We start from the raw sequence: 18,552 nt of genomic DNA, 5'->3' as shown, positions 1-18,552 counted from the left end.
TTATTTTTCAAATTTATAAATGATTCCTTTGTCCTGATCACCGGCTTCACTGCTGATGTAAAGATTGGATTTTGAATCAAAGTTGATCCCTTCTGGTTGGGGAAATAGCTTTGGATCCAACGGCGTTAAGGATTTGACCTTGAAGTTTTCGTCCGTTACAACGAGCGCCTTGTCAATGGAGGATAAAATATACCATTCATTGCTATCGGTTTTCTTTGCAAGTGCTGACGGTTTGAAGGTCTTTTTGATCTTGGGATCAAATTTCTTTAGCTCATCGACTTGGATAGCAAATTCGCCTTTTGGACTGAATTTGCCATCCGTTCCAATGGAAAAAATATATCCGGTTGTTTGTGATTGTTTTTTGTCTACCCGGCATTCTTTGCAGAGAACATAAGCGAGGTTAGCTGCTTTATCGACATAAAGTCCTTCATATTCGCCCTTGGGAAGAATATCTTTTTGTTCAGCGACCGCCTGTATGTTATCTTTATCTGCCATTGGGAAGGAATAGACACTGCCATTGCTTTTTAAAACAAAGAAGTGTGTTTTGCTAATACCAATGTCTTCGTAATCACCGTCTTTTCCAAATTGGCTGAATGTGAGCTTTTGTGTAGGCAAATGGTATTTAAAAAGTAATCCTTGTTCATCTTGAATGGCATAAATCTCTTCATCCTGACCCTCTAAAAATGCGATCCCTGATATTTCGAGCAGCTCGTTGGGTAAACTTATCTTTTCGCCGGACAGCAATTTATAAGGAATTGCCTGTTGCGTTTTTTTGTCTGTTGTTGTGTCCGTAAAATTAGCTGTGCGTTCTTTGTTTGCATTACTGGGGTTGCAAGCTAGTAATACCGTGGAAATTATTCCCAATGCAAAAGCGGATAGTCGTGTTGAGTTTTTCATCAATTTAGTTGTTTAAGTAATCAACAATTTGTTGCTGCGATTTATTGCCAATCGGATGTGCTATAGGCAAGTTTTGCCCTAGGTCATCAATAAAAGTAGCTTCGATATCGTCAGCGAACTGGATTTCGAAGAGCTGCTGAATCCTTTTGGATAATACTGTTTCCAGTATCGGAAAACAGGTTTCTATCCGACGGTAGATATTGCGATCCATCCAATCTGAGGAACCTAAATATACTTTTGTATCATCGCCGTACCGAAATATAAAGATTCTCCCATGCTCTAAATAGCGACCTACGATCCGTTTAACTTTTATATTTTCACTTAAGCCTTGTACTTGAGGTTTAAGCCGGCAGATTCCTCTGACCAACAATTGTACCTTTACACCGGCTTGGCTAGCCTCATACAATTTATTGATTAACGATTCTTCCTCTAAATTGTTTAACTTAATTTTTATCGAAGTAGTTATTCCTTGCTTGAGCTGAGCAATTGCTTCGTCGATCAGCCCGATGAAAGTTTGCTTTAAATTGAATTGTGCTACCAATAGGTGCTGAAATAAAATATCTGTTGGACTGCTTGGTTTCTTTCTATTGGGTAAAAACTCAAATAGCTGGCCTAGTTCCGCTGTCAGCAAGCGATTGGATGTCATCAAAAAATAGTCGGTATATACGGTGGCGGTCTTCTCGTTTAAGTTGCCAGTCCCAAATAGTGCGCTTTCTTTTCCATCTTTTCGTCTGACAAGTGCAATTTTAGCATGCACTTTGAGATTAGGGATACTATAGCTGATTCTTACCCCCTGTTCCTTCATTATTCTGGACCAATGTATATTATTGGCTTCGTCGAAACGTGCTTTTAATTCAACAAACACATTCACTTTCTTGCCATTCTTTGCTGCAGTGGCCAGGGCTTGGGCGATATGCGAATCTCCGGCAATCCGATAGAGTGTCGTGTGGATTTCCACAACCTCAGGATCGATAGCCGCTTCGTTAAAAAAACGAAGAATGGGGTCAAACGATTCATAAGGAGTACAGATCAATATATCCTTCTGATCGAGCTGGTCAAAAAGGGAATGTTCGAAATCCTGATGTACCTCTATCTGTCGCTGTTTCGGGAAGGACAATGCTTCCTGTTTTACCGGGAAGGAGAAAAAGTCCTTTAGATTATGGTAATATCCTCCGGCGACAATACTACTTTTCCGTAGGTCAAAAAGAACTGCAAGTCTTTCGATGAGCTGTTCTGGAAAACCCGGCTGATGTAAGAATCGGGTTGCGTAACCAAGATCTCTTTTATTGACTTCTGCCTCTATTTTCTGAGCGATATCACCATCAAATTCATCTTGCAAATTAAGCTCAGCATCCCGCGTAATTTTGAAGGAGTAGAAAGTTAAACTCTTGTCTTTTATTAAGTTGGGTAAAAATAGTTTAATGATATCGTCGATGAATACAACATATGTTTTGGAATTGACCTGACAGGTGAAGAACCGATTAATGCGATCTGCGGGTATATTAACAATGAACAGATCAGCCGTATTATTGTCTGTCAATGCAAAGTACAGGCGGTTGTTGATCGGGAAAAAAGAGAATTCTTCGTTAACAGGAATGATTTGCAGATAAGAAGCAATTGTGCTAAAAAAATATTTGGCGGCAAGAGATTTTACTGCTAATGGAATCTCTTGGTTATAGATTAGGATAATATTTTCCGCAGCTAACTGCTGAATAATATCAGTTAAAAAGAGTCCAAATTTTTGCTGTTGTTTATCGATAATTTTGGATGCTTTTTTATACGTTCCAATATCGAGATTCGGGATGACCTGGTCAGTAGTCTTTTTTCTAATTTTCTTCCAAGCCATTAATACAGGCATCCGTACACGGTAGAACTCATCTAAGTTTGATGAAAAAATGGCGAGGAACTGTAATTTCTCCAACAATGGTACTGCCGGGCGCCCAGCTTCGTTAAGCACCCTGTCATTAAAGGAAAGCCAACTGATATCTCTGTTGATATATAGGTCTTTTTTTTTCATTCGAAAAATAATCTAAGGAATAATGCGGTTAAAAGAGCTGTATCTATTTTATAAGAGTGTTGCAATAACAAATGAAATAACAGAGATGACCAGGCCAAACATAAAGATGCCATAAGCATAACGTAATAACTTATATTTTCTGCCCAGAACGACACCTTGGGAATAGACATCTTTTGTAAGCATTCCGTATAAAAACTCGGAGTCGACCATTACTTTCTGCATCCCTTCGTTATAGTCGTTGAGTTTCATTTTGTAGAAGTTTCCGAAAAATAATAGATTGACGGTTTTATCCTCGATCTCCTGCTTTGAAAATTTTCCAGCCGGTATTTTGGGGATAGTCGATAATATGGCCATAACCATGGTTGCAACAACAATTACAGTGAGGATAATTGTTGGAAAGATCAGGTGCTCATTGCTATCTAATTTTCTAAACAATACTGCAATGACAACGGATAGAATAATAGAATTGACAGTTAATAGTATGTTCGCTTTATTGTCAGCCATGTCGCTCAGACGCTGGTTGTTGGACGATGTTATTCGAAACATCGTCTCTATACCACGTTCGGGTTTGGTGCTTTTGTCTTTCTCTTTTTTTGTTTCTTTTTTGTCTTCTTTTTTCTTGGCGTTAGATTTTTCCTGTTTTCGCTCGAGTTCTTTTAAGTTCTGTTCTTTTTTTGCGTTGAGCTTTTGTTGCGCATAATCCGTATGGTAATGATGGCCTGACAAGAGTTTTATCGTACCTGCACGCCAGACATCTTTGTCAATTTCTTTACCCAATACAGCCTCGGCTTCGGCTTTCATAAGTTTGTTCCTATTTTCAAAGTCGTCATTACCGAAATGGAACAGGTCAGCATCACAGAGAATCTGTTCCAGTAGATTGTTTGGGTCCTGAGGCATTCTCGTCGCCAGGATGCAACCTTTGATTTTTTCTTTAATATCTTCGGATATGCCTTTATCTTTCAGAAAGCCCAAAGCTATTTCTACGCTTCTTTTCTCATGGCCAATCGCGTTGTCAGATTCTACATAACCTAGATCATGAAAATAAGCAGCACTAATCACGATAAAATGATCTTCATCGTTTAACTTATAGAACGACGAAATTTCTTCTGCCGCCTGTACTACTGAATGTGTGTGTAGGCTGTTGTGAAAACAATGACAAGAAGATATGTTTTCTACAATATAAGTATTAGAATAGTGCTCTACTTGTTTTAAAAGCTCGTTATAATCTATCATGACCAATATGATGTTTATTTAGAATAAAAGTATTCAATATCTTTAACATCTTGTATATATGTGATCCCTTTTCGTAATTTTTTGATCTAGATCAAGTTTGATAGACTAGAAAGCATACAAAATCATTGTTTTTTTTGTACAGGGTGCGTCCTTTAAGTTTTTTCTTTAGTTGAGATTGCTGCTTTTGATGCCCTGAGGCCGCGAACATTTCTGCTTTTCGGGATGTCATGTTCGGCTGTAGTTCTTTAATTAAGTCTCCTGGGTTAGTTTGATAAGTGGTAGCTTCTCCTCTACCTTTTTGTTGTTTAACCTTATTCTGACTAGTTGTAGTTGCCCTCGGTGATGAATTGGGGTTTGCTTAGCTTGATCCCAAGCTGGAGTGTTTTTGCGTTAGACAAGAAGTACTATGTTTAAGTTGATAAATATTTTGATCTAGGGCTACGGCTCGCGACCATAGTCCTACTATCGTTCATGTCGCATCTCCGCTTTTAGTTATATTATGATCTGGTCAAGTATTGATTTTATAATAGTTTAGAAGTAAGCTAGACTTAGGTTAGGATTTAGTTAGGTTTCGCTTAGCTTTTACCTAAAGAATACCTAAACTAAACCTAAATAAAACCTAAACAAACCCTAACTAAACATTGGATCTGTATCGGTATTGTTGCTGCTGCTTCTGCCTTGTTTTTCTATGGCCCCCACGGACTGCCAAGCTGCGGTTTATATGTCTGCCCATAATTTGGCCTCCCTGATCGGGTGACCCGGCTCATGGGATTTTTTTCTGTTTTGGCCCGCTGTCTTTCCGGCGGGTTCTCTGTTTTGTTCAGGCCCGCGTCCCGTTTTCCGGCCTTCCCACGTATCTGTTAGCCGCTCCTCTGCTTTCGGACTGAAACCCGTCAGCGCCGCCGGGGCTCCCGATTCCGTGCCCTTTCCGGATTCTGGGCGTGTGCTGGGGAGGCTGCTGTTATTCTTCGGTCCTACCTATGCCCCGGACTGCCCCCGTAATCCGTGGAGCGAGATTCCACGGTGTTCTGTATCCGTGGCACACGTTTACCCTCCCAAAGGGTCATGTCTGCAGCAAAGTATTCCCGCTTTACCTGTTCGGAGGTTTCTCCTTACGGTCCCCTTTAAAACAGACCGCTAGCTTTCAGCCGAAGTTCCGCGCCGGCTTTCCACTGCTGCTCCGCGGACAACCGGCCTTTCGGGACGCGGAAAGGCCTCCTGCGGAAAAACAATCAGCCACCTGTCCAGCGAGTTAGGGGTAAAATGAAATAAATAAGAACAAAAGGCTTGGAAGTTTGCCCGAAAACTCCCTATCTTTGCACCACTCCGCAAGGGAGGAACGGTTGCTTCGAAAGAGGGAGCCAATGAAAAAAGAAGGGTTTAACGGGAGTTAAGCGCAGAAACTGGAAAGAAAAAGAAAAAAAAACTTCAAAAGTTTTTTGGAAGTTCAAAAAAGATTTCTACCTTTGCAGTCCCAACGGAAACGGAGGGAAAAACAAAAAAGATAAAGACAGGCCTGGTGCCCATCGGAATATAGCGGATACGGAAGTTGAAGCGAGAAAAGTTCTTTAAGAAAACACAATCATGTAAGCGTGACGAGTAGGAGACGAAAGTCATGAACAAATTCAAGAATTGGTTCAATTCGGTCCAAGATCAGAGATATAAAAAAGAATTCTGATTATGTAAATAGTTGGAATCAAAAACTTCATTTTACAATGGAGAGTTTGATCCTGGCTCAGGATGAACGCTAGCGGCAGGCCTAATACATGCAAGTCGGACGGGATCCATCAGAGAGCTTGCTCGAAGATGGTGAGAGTGGCGCACGGGTGCGTAACGCGTGAGCAACCTACCTCTATCAGGGGGATAGCCTCTCGAAAGAGAGATTAACACCGCATAATATAACTATTCGGCATCGTCTGGTTATTAAATATTTATAGGATAGAGATGGGCTCGCGTGACATTAGCTGGTTGGTAAGGTAACGGCTTACCAAGGCGACGATGTCTAGGGGCTCTGAGAGGAGAATCCCCCACACTGGTACTGAGACACGGACCAGACTCCTACGGGAGGCAGCAGTAAGGAATATTGGTCAATGGGCGGAAGCCTGAACCAGCCATGCCGCGTGCAGGACGACTGCCCTATGGGTTGTAAACTGCTTTTGTCCGGGAATAAACCCAGGTACGTGTACCTGGCTGAATGTACCGGAAGAATAAGGATCGGCTAACTCCGTGCCAGCAGCCGCGGTAATACGGAGGATCCGAGCGTTATCCGGATTTATTGGGTTTAAAGGGTGCGTAGGCGGCCCATTAAGTCAGGGGTGAAATACGGTGGCTCAACCATCGCAGTGCCTTTGATACTGATGGGCTTGAATCCATTTGAAGTGGGCGGAATAAGACAAGTAGCGGTGAAATGCATAGATATGTCTTAGAACTCCGATTGCGAAGGCAGCTCACTAAGCTGGTATTGACGCTGATGCACGAAAGCGTGGGGATCGAACAGGATTAGATACCCTGGTAGTCCACGCCCTAAACGATGATAACTCGATGTTGGCGATAGACGGCCAGCGTCCCAGCGAAAGCGTTAAGTTATCCACCTGGGGAGTACGCCCGCAAGGGTGAAACTCAAAGGAATTGACGGGGGCCCGCACAAGCGGAGGAGCATGTGGTTTAATTCGATGATACGCGAGGAACCTTACCCGGGCTTGAAAGTTAGTGAAGGATGCAGAGACGCATCCGTCCTTCGGGACACGAAACTAGGTGCTGCATGGCTGTCGTCAGCTCGTGCCGTGAGGTGTTGGGTTAAGTCCCGCAACGAGCGCAACCCCTATGTTTAGTTGCCAGCATGTTATGGTGGGGACTCTAAACAGACTGCCTGTGCAAACAGTGAGGAAGGTGGGGACGACGTCAAGTCATCATGGCCCTTACGTCCGGGGCTACACACGTGCTACAATGGATGGTACAGCGGGCAGCTACATAGCAATATGATGCTAATCTCTAAAAGCCATTCACAGTTCGGATTGGGGTCTGCAACTCGACCCCATGAAGTTGGATTCGCTAGTAATCGCGTATCAGCAATGACGCGGTGAATACGTTCCCGGGCCTTGTACACACCGCCCGTCAAGCCATGAAAGTTGGGGGTACCTAAAGCATGTGACCGCAAGGAGCGTGTTAGGGTAAAACCGATAATTGGGGCTAAGTCGTAACAAGGTAGCCGTACCGGAAGGTGCGGCTGGAATACCTCCTTTCTAGAGTATCGCGGACCGGTGCTCGTCACGTTACATATGATTGCAAAAGAAGAAAAAACATCAGAAGAAAGTGCCCGCCCCTAATGGAGCGGTCCCTGAGAGAAGAGATGAACAGAATAGCTAGTCCCGTAGCTCAGTTGGTTAGAGCACTACACTGATAATGTAGGGGTCAGCAGTTCAAATCTGCTCGGGACTACTTAAAAGATCTGAGGGATGAGATGGGAGAAACAGTATGGCGACATACAGGATCTCATATCTATCATCTAACATCTCATATCTAAAAAAAGGGGAATTAGCTCAGCTGGCTAGAGCACCTGCCTTGCACGCAGGGGGTCAACGGTTCGAATCCGTTATTCTCCACGTTTTTTGGAAGGAAGTATAGGGAAAGATAACAGGCCATACAGGGTCTAATATCTCAGATCTAATATCTCCTATCTGAAAAAAAGAGTTCTTTGACATATTGAAAGAGAAAAAAAATTACAAGAGAAGACAACAGTATAGAGACAATGCTTGTATGTGTTTGATGTGATGAGGAGACCCTCGGTCAAGGCCGAACGAATCATTGCGTAGCATACGGGTATATATATCAAAAGCAGCCGCATAGTGGCAAAAGGCTATGTCGGTGAAGAAAGTAAATAAGGGCACACGGGGGATGCCTAGGCTCTCAGAGGCGAAGAAGGACGTGATAAGCTGCGATAAGCTACGGGGATCGGCAAATGCGACTTGATCCGTAGATTTCCGAATGGGGCAACCTGGCTATTTGAAGAATAGCCGTATAAAACGCGAACGCGCTGAACTGAAACATCTAAGTAGGCGTAGGAGAAGAAAATAACAATGATTTCCCAAGTAGTGGCGAGCGAACGGGAAAGAGCCCAAACCGATCATGTTACGGCATAGTCGGGGTTGTAGGACCACGATATTGTACAATGCTATGAACTGGAAGCAGGTGGGAAACTGCGCGACAAGGGTGAGAGCCCCGTACAGGCAAAGAATATTGGCATAGTGGTATCCTGAGTACCGCGGGACCGGAGAAATCCTGTGGGAATCCACCAGCACCATCTGGTAAGGCTAAATACTCCTGAGAGACCGATAGTGAACCAGTACCGTGAGGGAAAGGTGAAAAGAACCCCGAACAGGGGAGTGAAAAGAACCTGAAACCGTGTGCTTACAAGCGGTTGGAGCAGGCAGGTCCTGTGACAGCGTGCCTTTTGCATAATGAGCCTACGAGTTACTCTTGTCTGGCAAGGTTAAGTCCTTCAGGGACGCAGCCGAAGCGAAAGCGAGTCTTAATAGGGCGCATAGTCAGATGAGGTAGACGCGAAACCTTGTGATCTACCCTTGGGCAGGTTGAAGTTGCAGTAACATGTAATGGAGGACCGAACCGATAAACGTTGAAAAGTTTCCGGATGACCTGAGGGTAGGGGTGAAAGGCCAATCAAACTGGGAAATAGCTCGTACTCCCCGAAATGTTTTTAGGAACAGCGTCGGCATTGAGTCTGATAGAGGTAGAGCTACCGATTGGGTGCGGGGGAGTCAAATCCTACCAAATCCAGACGAACTCCGAATGCTATCAGATATGGCCGGCAGTGAGGCTTTGGGTGCTAAGGTCCAAGGCCGAGAGGGAAAGAACCCAGACCATCAGCTAAGGTCCCCAAATCCGTTCTAAGTTGAACTAACGAGGTCCGGTTGCCCAGACAGCTAGGATGTTGGCTTGGAAGCAGCCATTCATTTAAAGAGTGCGTAACAGCTCACTAGTCGAGCGGCCGGGCGTGGATAATAAACGGGCATCAAGAACGGTACCGAAGCTATGGATTTGCATTGAAAGATATGCATCTGGTAGGGGAGCATTCCATATGGGGCGAAGATACCTGGTAATGGGTGTTGGACCGTATGGAAAAGCAAATGTAGGCATAAGTAACGATAAGGCGGGTGGGAAACCCGCCCACCGAAAGACCAAGGTTTCCTGATCAACGTTAATCGGATCAGGGTCAGTCGGGACCTAAGGCGCACCCGAAGGGGGCAAGCCGATGGACAACTGGTTAATATTCCAGTACTCTTCATAACTGCGATGTGGTGACGGAGTAGTGACACTGCCGCGAACTGACGGAATAGTTCGTTGAAAGGCGTAGGTATTGGGGTTGTAGGCAAATCCGCAACTCTAGCTGAAACCCAATAGTACAGCAAAGCTCCGGTGGCGCTGATAGAGCAGGTAAACAGACTTCCAAGAAAACCCGCTAAGCTTCAGGTTATGAAGACCCGTACCGCAAACCGACACAGGTGGTCGAGGAGAGAATCCTAAGGTGCTCGAGTGAGTCATGGCTAAGGAACTCGGCAAAATGGCCCTGTAACTTCGGGAGAAGGGGCGCTGTCTCAGCGATGAGCAGCCGCAGTGAAAAGGCCCAGGCGACTGTTTAACAAAAACATATGGCTTTGCAAAATCGCAAGATGAGGTATAAGGCCTGACACCTGCCCGGTGCTGGAAGGTTAAGAGGGGATGTCATCGCAAGAGAAGCATTGAATCGAAGCCCCAGTAAACGGCGGCCGTAACTATAACGGTCCTAAGGTAGCGAAATTCCTTGTCGGGTAAGTTCCGACCTGCACGAATGGTGTAACGATCTGGGCGCTGTCTCAGCCATGAGCTCGGTGAAATTGTGGTATCGGTGAAGACGCCGATTACCCGCAACGGGACGGAAAGACCCCATGCACCTTCACTATAGCTTAACATTGAGATTGGGTACAGGATGTGTAGGATAGGCGGGAGATGTTGAAGCGGCTTCGCCAGGAGTCGTGGAATCAACCTTGAAATACCGCCCTTTCTGTATCCGGTTTCTAACTCGGCTATGTCCGAGGACATTGTTTGGTGGGTAGTTTGACTGGGGTGGTCGCCTCCAAAAAGGTAACGGAGGCTTTCAAAGGTAAGCTCAGTACGCTTGGTAACCGTACGCGGAGTGCAATGGCATAAGCTTGCTTGACTGTGAGACCAACAAGTCGAACAGGGTCGAAAGACGGACATAGTGATCCGGTGGTTCTGTATGGAAGGGCCATCGCTCAAAGGATAAAAGGTACGCTGGGGATAACAGGCTGATCTCCCCCAAGAGCTCATATCGACGGGGAGGTTTGGCACCTCGATGTCGGCTCGTCACATCCTGGGGCTGGAGAAGGTCCCAAGGGTTGGGCTGTTCGCCCATTAAAGTGGCACGCGAGCTGGGTTCAGAACGTCGCGAGACAGTTCGGTCCCTATCTGTTGTGGGCGTTGGAAGTTTGAGTGGATCTGACCTTAGTACGAGAGGACCGGGTTGGACAGACCTCTGGTGAACCTGTTATGCCGCCAGGTGTACGGCAGGGTAGCTACGTCTGGAATAGATAAGCGCTGAAAGCATCTAAGTGCGAAACTAGCCACGAGATGAGACTTCCTTATAGGGTCGTAGGAGATGACTACGTTGATAGGCCATAGGTGTAAAGGTTGAGAGACCAAAGCCAAGTGGTACTAATAGCCCGAAGCTTTCTCAAGCAGACAGACACTGTTGTCTTCCTCTTTAATTTTTGAAGTAATCTTTCAATATATATGTCATTATGGTTTAAGCTATAAGATGGGTATTTTCCTACAAAGGAATCTAACTACTAATATCTAACTACTTAATACTATAAAAAAACTTTAGGTGCCTATATCGGCGGTGTCTACCTCTTCCCATTCCGAACAGAGCAGTCAAGCCCGCCAGAGCCGATGGTATTGCCGTAACAGGTGGGAGAGTAGGTCGGTGCCTTTTTTTACACGGAAGCCCTTGCTGGAAACAGTCAAGGGCTTCTTTCGTTTAGTTCATATCTCCTTTCCAAAGGATCTTTTATTTGTCCCCCGGTTCTTTTATCTCCCTTTGCCGATACTATGCTTCCGGCCGATGTTCTCTATGAAGAAGCGCCGGGCGGGGAAACCTAGGGGAACAGGCTCGGAACTCCTGAGACCGGACGGTCACGTACTGTACACACTCAGCAGCCGGATAAACCGGCCGATGTTCTTTAAGAAGAGATATAAGATTATAATGGCTTTGAAAAACGTGTTCTATTATATTCTTCTATATCGATTGACATCTCATCAGCTTTTTTCTTGACCTACTATGGTGATCTCCCCCGAAAGAACGCCGACAATCTAGAAAGTGAAAGGTACAAAAACTAGGCTGTTCTTTTAGCTAAAGAGCCCAAGGGGCCTTATAATGGAATGTTAGAGAGCTTAAAAAGACCTTATCGCAAGGGAAGTTTTCTGTTTTCGGTATCGGAGAAACAATTCGGGCAAAGGCTACATGTTTTTATTAAATAAAGTAAAATAAAAGCCTAGTTTAAAAAACTAGGCTCTCTGAAGATATTCATAAAAATTAATCTTCTTCCGTATAGAAATCAATTAGGGAAGAAATATAGGGATCTTCCCAACCTTCAGCAATATTTTCGTAATCTTCATCTGGTATATTGGTTTGCCTAATCTCCAGTGATGTCCCTTTTTTGTGCTCATGCAACTTTAATGTAACAATTGAAGGGTGATCAGTTTCTCCAAAATACCATTCCTGTACGATTTTCGTAGAAGGTTCTAATTCCAGGAACCGACCTGCAATCGCCCCATCCCACAAGGAAAATTCACCATTTACTGTCGCATCTATCGATACAAGATCGCCAGTCCAAAGACGGGCTGTAATTTCGGTTGTTAAGGCGAGATACAGTTCTTCTGGTGTCGCCGGGATAATAGCGTATTTCTTGAGATCTTTCATGACACAAATTTACTCTTTCCCGTAATTTACTACTTATTTTGACTTCATTTTTATTTATATTAATTTTAGCACAAACTATTAGGACACATGAGTAATTTTCTGCCAAATTCATTAGTGAAAAAACTGGGGGTAAATCCATTATTCGATACTGAAGGATTTATTAGAGTACACGAAGAGGGCAAACGGGCAACGGCAATACGGTTAAATCCTCAAAAATTGAGGGAATGCCCCTTTTCCAGTAGCGGCATGGTACCTTGGTGCGAGAGTGCTTTTTATCTCGAGGAACGCCCCCTATTTACGCTTGATCCTTTGTTTCACGCTGGTGGCTATTATCCCCAAGATGCATCGTCTATGTTCATAGACCATATTATCCGTAAGTTGGAGATAAAAGCTAAGCCAGTTTATGCGCTGGATCTCTGTGCAGCCCCCGGGGGAAAGTCTACTTTGCTAAACAGTAGTTTACATCCTGAAAGCCTACTAGTTGCCAATGAGATTATTAAGACACGTGTCAATATCTTACAGGATAACTTAACAAAATGGGGAAACGTAAATACGGTGGTTACAAATAATGATCCTTCGGCTTTTGACCGATTACCGGGATACTTTGATCTTATGGTTGTGGACGCACCTTGCTCTGGATCGGGAATGTTTAGAAAGGATACGGATGCAATAGATGAGTGGTCGGAAGCGAATGTTAAACTTTGTAGTGAAAGACAACAACGAATATTAGCAGAAAGTATCGCTGCATTGAAAACAGGCGGATACCTCCTTTACTCAACCTGCTCTTATTCTGAAGAGGAAAATGAAGATGTAGCAGATTGGTTAATAGGGACGGGAGATTTTGAGTCAATAGAGATTGCAATTGATGATAATTGGGGGATCGAGCATACAAGGTCGGTTGAATACACAGCACATGGATACCGTTTCTATCCCCATAAATTAGGCGGAGAAGGCTTTTTTATTACTGTTTTGCGCAAAATAGCTGAGCAATCTACATTTAATAGGAAACGGATAAAACCGGAAAAATCAGACGTTCCGAAGGGAATTTTAGACCCTTGGATATCAGATGTGGATGAGTTCTTTCCGTTTATCCATCACGATGATCTTTATATATTCCCAAAAAAATATGAAAATGATTTGAAGTATCTCCAGAATGTGCTTTATCTAAAGAATGCTGGAGTCAATATAGGAAAGCTCAATCGAAAGGAACTGATTCCAAGCCACGCATTAGCATTAAGTAATGTATTGAACCCTGATGTGCAAAGCCTTGAATTTACACTCGAGGAGGCTCAAAATTACCTTAGGAAGGAAAACCTGACACTAGAGGTAGGCTCTCCCATTATTAAGGGCTGGGCCCTGGCAAAATATAAAGGGATGTCATTAGGGTGGATGAAAATCTTACCAAATAGGATCAATAATTACTATCCGAAAGAACTAAGAATTATGAACCTTTAGTAGAATAAGACGTGACCTATTCCTTGGAATTATAAGATCAATTTTCGAGGGGAATATGCTGCACAATGATCGAACAAATATCTTTTGCAACATCTTTCTTCGATTTCAAAGCAAATGTTTTGTTTTCGCCCAAACGATTGATGATTGTGACTTTGTTTGTATCTGTGGCAAATCCAGCACCTTGATCCTGCATGGAATTGAGCACGATAAAATCGAGATTTTTTCGAACTAATTTGTCTTTTGCATTCTCGAGTTCATTATTGGTCTCTAGAGCAAATCCAATTAGTAATTGATTTTTCTTCTTTTTTGCACCTAAAGTTGCTAGAATGTCGGTTGTTTTCTTCAAAGCGATAGAAAATTCATTTTCTTTCTTCTTTATTTTCTGAGATGCCACTTCGATAGGGGTATAATCCGCAACTGCGGCGCTCATGACAATGATAGAAGCATCGTCGAAATATTTTTCACAGGCGCCAAGCATTTCGGCCGCGGAAGTGACAGGGACGACTGTCATTTGTTGGGGATGTGGAAGTGCAGTAGGTCCAGAAACTAATGTGACATCGGCTCCGAGTTCCTTTAATTGTTGGGCAATGGCAAAGCCCATCTTTCCACTGGAATGATTGCCAATAAAGCGGACAGGATCTATGGCTTCATGGGTTGGTCCAGCTGATACGAGCGCCTTTAGACCCGATAGGGGACGTTTTTCGTCGGCAAAATCTGCTAAAAAGCGTAAAATTTCCTCTGGTTCGGCAAGACGCCCTTCTCCTATTAATCCACTGGCTAATTCACCTTTTTCAGGAGGTATGATTATATTGCCGTAAGTTCCAAGTTTGGCGATATTGGATTGTGTAGATGGATGTTTCCACATATCTAAATCCATTGCCGGAGCAAAGAACACTGGACACTTTGCCGATAAATATACTGCCATAAGTAGATTGTCACAGAGTCCGTTAGCCATCTTAGCGATGGTATTTGCCGTTGCAGGAGCTACGAGTATATAATCAGCTTCCAAAGCAATTTGCACATGATTATTCCATTCACCTGTGTTGGGTTGGTAATAGTCAATTAAAACTGGATTTTTGGATAGTGTCGAAAGCGTAAGAGGGGTAATGAAAGCTGTGGCTTCCTCAGACATAATCACTTTAACCCGGGCATCCGCTTTTATGAGCAGACGAATTAGATTTGCAATTTTGTATGCGGCAATACTGCCGCATACAGCAATTACAATATTTTTCCCAGCTAAAGCCATCGTTGAATTTGGGATTAGTCTTGCTCTTTCGAAGGATTTCTGTAGTACACTTTGTCGTGTAAAAACTCATCGATTGCTACCAAAGTAGGTTTGGGCATGCGCTCGTAGTGCTTAGAAATCTCTATTTGTTCGCGGTTTTCGAATACCTCTTCCAAGTTATCGTTGTTGCTTGCAAACTCAGCAAGTTTTCCGTTTAGTTCTTCTTTAATATCTACTGCAATTTGATTCGCGCGTTTAGAAATAACTACAATGGATTCATAGATATTGTCAGTTCCTTTGTCCAATTGTCTTAAGTCACGTGTAACTGTAGAATTTGGAATTGAATTGTTATTTTTTTGACTCATCTTTTTGGGTATTTTCTTTTTCTTTTTTCGCCTTTTGTTCTTTTATATAAGCTTCCTGCTCAGCAACCGCTTTGTTATATTCTTTCATGTGAGAAGCGGCTGTTTTAATTCCTTTTTCCGAATCTTCACGGATAGATTCCGCTTCTTTCATATGCTTGCTATTGGGATAAGCGCTAGCAAAGCTACGGTAATAATCCAATGTTTCGTCATACCTGCTTTCCTGTTTTTGCAGAATACTTTTCGAAGCGAAGATGTATTGTGCTTTTAGCGTTAAGAATTCGATTTCTTCAGCATATTTCGTATCAGGATATTCTTTTAGTACATTTTGTAACGCAATGACAGCAGCTCTATAATCATCATTCAATCCCATGTCATAATAGAGCCTAGCATTGGCAAAAGCCTTAAGCTCGAGTTTGTCCCGTAGTTTTTGGATAAGATCTGCAGCTTCTTTGGAGCGTTCAGATTCTGGATACAGGTTGACAAAAAGCTGTAAGGCATCTATTGCCTTCTTGGTGTTTGCCTGATCCAGTGTTGACCGAGGTGAATCCAAATAGTAACAATAGGCATGCATGAAACGACATTCTTCTGCCCGCGCGCTATTCGGGTAAACATCGGCAAAGTCCTTAAAGTGATATGCTGCTGAAGTATAATCTTTTAGACGGTAATTGGCAAAAGCCAAATAGTAGTAGATATTTTCTGCTTCAGCTTGTCCGCGGAATTTTGTCCGCAAGTCATCAAACAAAACTAATGCCTTTGTATATTTCTTTTTCTCATATAGTTTTACGGCTTCTTCATACTTTTGAGCGATATTATTGCTTGCGCGCAATTTCTCAAATTTACTCTTGCAACCGGTAAACACCAATAGAAACATCATGCCGGCACAGATAGCCGCTATACGCCTATTTAAAAACATTTTACAAAGATAAGTGAATTTGTTATACTAATCAATTAAATTTTACTGTGCAATATAGTTTAATAATTATTTGATCCCAAAAACAACATTTTTTATTAACATTCTTTAACTCGTTGAATGCAATTTAGTAGCAGTATTGTCATGATCTTGTTGTTTTTCTCTTGCGTAAGAAGAGGAAAAATACAGATTTTAAAATATTTGATTATCTTTACATATACAATCATTGAATTTAATAAAGAGTATGACTTTAAAAGAAAAAGTGGAGCAAGCATTGGATACCTTGAGACCTTATTTGGAAACTGATGGCGGAAATGTGAGTGTTGAAGAGATTACAGCGGATAATGTCGTGCGATTAAAACTATTGGGCGCCTGTGCTTCATGTTCAATGAGCATCATGACTTTTAAAGCGGGATTGGAGCAAGCGATCAAGAAAGCTGTACCGGAGGTTACTGCGGTAGAAGCAATCAACCTTACCGATCCGGATTCTCCTGATGCGACGATGCCTTCGGCCAATTAGTTTATCTATTAACACAATTTAACGGCTAACTCAGCTGGTTTTGTGTAAATTTGTTCTATGAAGTTGCTGATCCCTATATTATTAGTTCTATCTATATTTTTTGACTCTTCGGTTTTGAAAGCGCAAGAAAAGAAGATTATTCAATATTCCGGTATTGTAACTACCGTGGGATCTGGGCTTCCTGTTGGTTATGCCACAGTAACCAACTTATCTTTCCGTAATGAGGCCGTTGCTGCGAATAATGAGGGGTATTTTTCTTTTGTGGCTCACGTAGGGGATACAATTCGTTTTACTTCTGTCGGATTCGATCCGCTCACCATAACTATTCCTGAAGTTTCCGGAGACAAATACACGGCTAGTATCGTCATGCAAAATTTGGTAACTGAGTTGCCTATGGTAACCCCCTATCCTTGGGCAAGTATCGAAGAATTTAATATTGCATTTATGAATCTAGATGTATCTGAGGATAATATAGTGCGCGCAAGGAGATCGCTCTCCTATGAATCGTTGTCCGCCATGGCCGCTGTTGTACCTCGTGATGGCAATGAGATGCGTTCGATCAACAACGCTCAGAGTTTTAACACAATGAATAATAAAGTTATCAACCAGCGTTATGCAAACCCATTGTTAAATCCTTTTGCTTGGGGGAGTTTAATTCAACAGATTACGAAAGGTAGTCAAAGCCGTTCCAAAAGTACACGCTATTAATCCGTTGCTTTTAGTTTGTTCAGCTCTTTTACGCTCACTTTTGCAGAGAAATAGGACACTAACCCCGAAATACCGGTAACAGTAGTGAATACCAATGCATAGTCGCTCCATCTGCTGACCATGGGATAACTGTCTAAAATTGTGTTCGCTCCATCTTCAACTCGTATAATACCATAGGTCGACTGAATATAATTAAATATTGCGCCGATCAATAAACCCAAAACGCAACCGATAATTGCAATCATTAGTCCTTCATAAAAGAAAATACGTTGAATTAAACTGTTATTTCCGCCTAGACTTTTTAAGACTGTCATATCTTTTTGTTTGTCCAATACCAACATCGTCAATGAACCCACAATATTAAAAATGGCGATAACACTAATTAATGTTAAGATAAAAAACACAACCCATCTTTCTACACGCACGTTTTTATATAACGTTGGATTTTGTTCTTCGCGGTTCTTAACGATGTAATCTGTGCCTAACTTTTTTTGAAGATCTTGTTCAAATAATTTAATATTAGTACCGGTCTTCAGATAGAATTCAATGGATGAAACCCGATCATATTCACCGAGCACTTCTTTAGCAAATGAAATGGGTGTAATAATAAAATTATCGAAGTCCTGTTGATATCTAAGAACTCCACTGGGGCTGATAGCTCTAATATTAAACTCTTCTGCGGGATTGGAGCTGTTTTTGACTCCCTTTCTCGGTGAGTAAACCTGGATTAGTTCGGGTTCATTTTGCATTGATATACCAAGATTGGCCTGAACGCTTGCTCCAAGTATAGCTAAATTGGTCGAGTCATGCATGAGTCGATATGCTCCATCCACGAGGATACTATCGCCGATACTTTTATTGAGCGATTGAGGCTCGACTCCTTTTATCGTTGAAATATATTGTCGATTTGCATATTGGAGTAATACTTTTTCCTCTAACACTTCAGTATAATGAACTACATTTGGATCCTTTCGAAGCTCATTAAAAATCGGTTTATTTGTTGTAAAAAGCTTTCCTCTGTGAGGCTCTATTTTTATTTCGGGAGCGAATTTACTATACATAGATAGAATCAGCTCCTCCATGCCATTGAATGAGGATAGGAGTATAATCAATGCGGCACTACTTACCATAACTCCGATCACACTAATTGACGAAATGATATTGATTGCGTTAACCGATTTTTTTGAAAAGAGGTATCTTTTGGCAAATAGAAGAGGCAGGTTCAT

11 protein-coding genes, 2 tRNA genes and 3 rRNA genes are annotated in these 18,552 nt (G+C 42.6%); 8 read left to right on the top strand and 8 right to left on the bottom strand.

The features are described 5' to 3' along the window. Genes G6053_RS30135 through G6053_RS30125 form a run of 3 tightly spaced genes read right to left on the bottom strand, consistent with a single transcriptional unit; the run spans position 1 to position 4,147 of the window. Positions 1–897 (bottom strand): hypothetical protein, encoded by an 897-nt coding sequence (locus G6053_RS30135; RefSeq protein ID WP_165309484.1) that lies wholly within the window; start codon positions 895–897, stop codon positions 1–3. Positions 898–901: 4 nt separating this feature from the next. Next, positions 902–2,914, bottom strand: coding sequence for a polyphosphate kinase 1 (gene ppk1 / locus G6053_RS30130; RefSeq protein WP_165309483.1), 2,013 nt, complete (start codon positions 2,912–2,914; stop codon positions 902–904). A gap of 48 nt (positions 2,915–2,962) precedes the next feature. Continuing rightward, a complete protein-coding gene (locus tag G6053_RS30125) occupies positions 2,963–4,147 on the bottom strand; it encodes a Pycsar system effector family protein (protein WP_241254886.1) in 1,185 nt (394 codons plus the stop codon). Between the two features lie 1,712 nt (positions 4,148–5,859). On the opposite strand from G6053_RS30125, the gene G6053_RS30120 reads away from it, so the two are divergent. From G6053_RS30120 to rrf, 5 genes are all read left to right on the top strand, one after another. Next, positions 5,860–7,389: ribosomal RNA gene (locus tag G6053_RS30120) — 16S ribosomal RNA — on the top strand. Between the two features lie 122 nt (positions 7,390–7,511). Continuing rightward, a tRNA-Ile gene (locus G6053_RS30115) sits at positions 7,512–7,585 on the top strand. Between the two features lie 90 nt (positions 7,586–7,675). After that, a tRNA-Ala gene (locus G6053_RS30110) sits at positions 7,676–7,749 on the top strand. Positions 7,750–8,014: 265 nt separating this feature from the next. Beyond that, positions 8,015–10,899, top strand: a 23S ribosomal RNA gene (locus G6053_RS30105). Positions 10,900–11,044: 145 nt separating this feature from the next. Next, positions 11,045–11,156, top strand: a 5S ribosomal RNA gene (rrf, locus tag G6053_RS30100). Together the 16S, 23S and 5S rRNA genes with 2 tRNA genes alongside form the textbook arrangement of a ribosomal RNA operon. A gap of 600 nt (positions 11,157–11,756) precedes the next feature. Here the strand turns inward: rrf and G6053_RS30095 are convergent. Next, complete coding sequence (locus G6053_RS30095; RefSeq protein WP_108634557.1) at positions 11,757–12,143, bottom strand: SRPBCC family protein; 387 nt, start codon at positions 12,141–12,143, stop codon at positions 11,757–11,759. Positions 12,144–12,230: 87 nt separating this feature from the next. Between G6053_RS30095 and G6053_RS30090 the strand changes: the two genes are divergently transcribed. Next, positions 12,231–13,598 (top strand): RNA methyltransferase, encoded by a 1,368-nt coding sequence (locus tag G6053_RS30090; protein WP_165309482.1) that lies wholly within the window; start codon positions 12,231–12,233, stop codon positions 13,596–13,598. A gap of 37 nt (positions 13,599–13,635) precedes the next feature. On the opposite strand, the gene coaBC is transcribed toward G6053_RS30090, so the two are convergent. Genes coaBC through bamD form a run of 3 tightly spaced genes read right to left on the bottom strand, consistent with a single transcriptional unit; the run spans position 13,636 to position 16,101 of the window. Continuing rightward, positions 13,636–14,844 (bottom strand): bifunctional phosphopantothenoylcysteine decarboxylase/phosphopantothenate--cysteine ligase CoaBC, encoded by a 1,209-nt coding sequence (coaBC, locus tag G6053_RS30085; RefSeq protein ID WP_165309481.1) that lies wholly within the window; start codon positions 14,842–14,844, stop codon positions 13,636–13,638. Between the two features lie 14 nt (positions 14,845–14,858). Continuing rightward, complete coding sequence (locus G6053_RS30080) at positions 14,859–15,188, bottom strand: DNA-directed RNA polymerase subunit omega (RefSeq protein ID WP_028070932.1); 330 nt, start codon at positions 15,186–15,188, stop codon at positions 14,859–14,861. Beyond that, positions 15,172–16,101, bottom strand: coding sequence for an outer membrane protein assembly factor BamD (gene bamD / locus G6053_RS30075; protein ID WP_104383443.1), 930 nt, complete (start codon positions 16,099–16,101; stop codon positions 15,172–15,174). Before bamD ends, G6053_RS30080 begins: the two co-directional genes overlap by 17 nt. 241 nt (positions 16,102–16,342) lie before the next feature. Between bamD and G6053_RS30070 the strand changes: the two genes are divergently transcribed. Then, positions 16,343–16,618: a NifU family protein gene (locus G6053_RS30070; RefSeq protein ID WP_104383444.1), complete on the top strand. Its 276-nt coding sequence runs from the start codon at positions 16,343–16,345 to the stop codon at positions 16,616–16,618. Between the two features lie 57 nt (positions 16,619–16,675). Beyond that, positions 16,676–17,326, top strand: a complete 651-nt coding sequence (locus G6053_RS30065; protein ID WP_108634560.1) for a carboxypeptidase regulatory-like domain-containing protein — start codon at positions 16,676–16,678, stop codon at positions 17,324–17,326. Here G6053_RS30065 and G6053_RS30060 read toward each other — a convergent pair. Then, entirely contained in the window at positions 17,323–18,552 is a 1,230-nt protein-coding gene (locus tag G6053_RS30060) for an FtsX-like permease family protein (protein ID WP_165309480.1), read from the bottom strand. The genes G6053_RS30065 and G6053_RS30060 overlap by 4 nt on opposite strands.

This window comes from Sphingobacterium sp. DR205, from assembly GCF_011064245.1.
GTDB classification, from domain to species: Bacteria; Bacteroidota; Bacteroidia; order Sphingobacteriales; family Sphingobacteriaceae; genus Sphingobacterium; species Sphingobacterium athyrii.
Note: the sequence above shows the minus strand (reverse complement) of the source record. Positions and strands in the feature narration are given on the sequence as shown.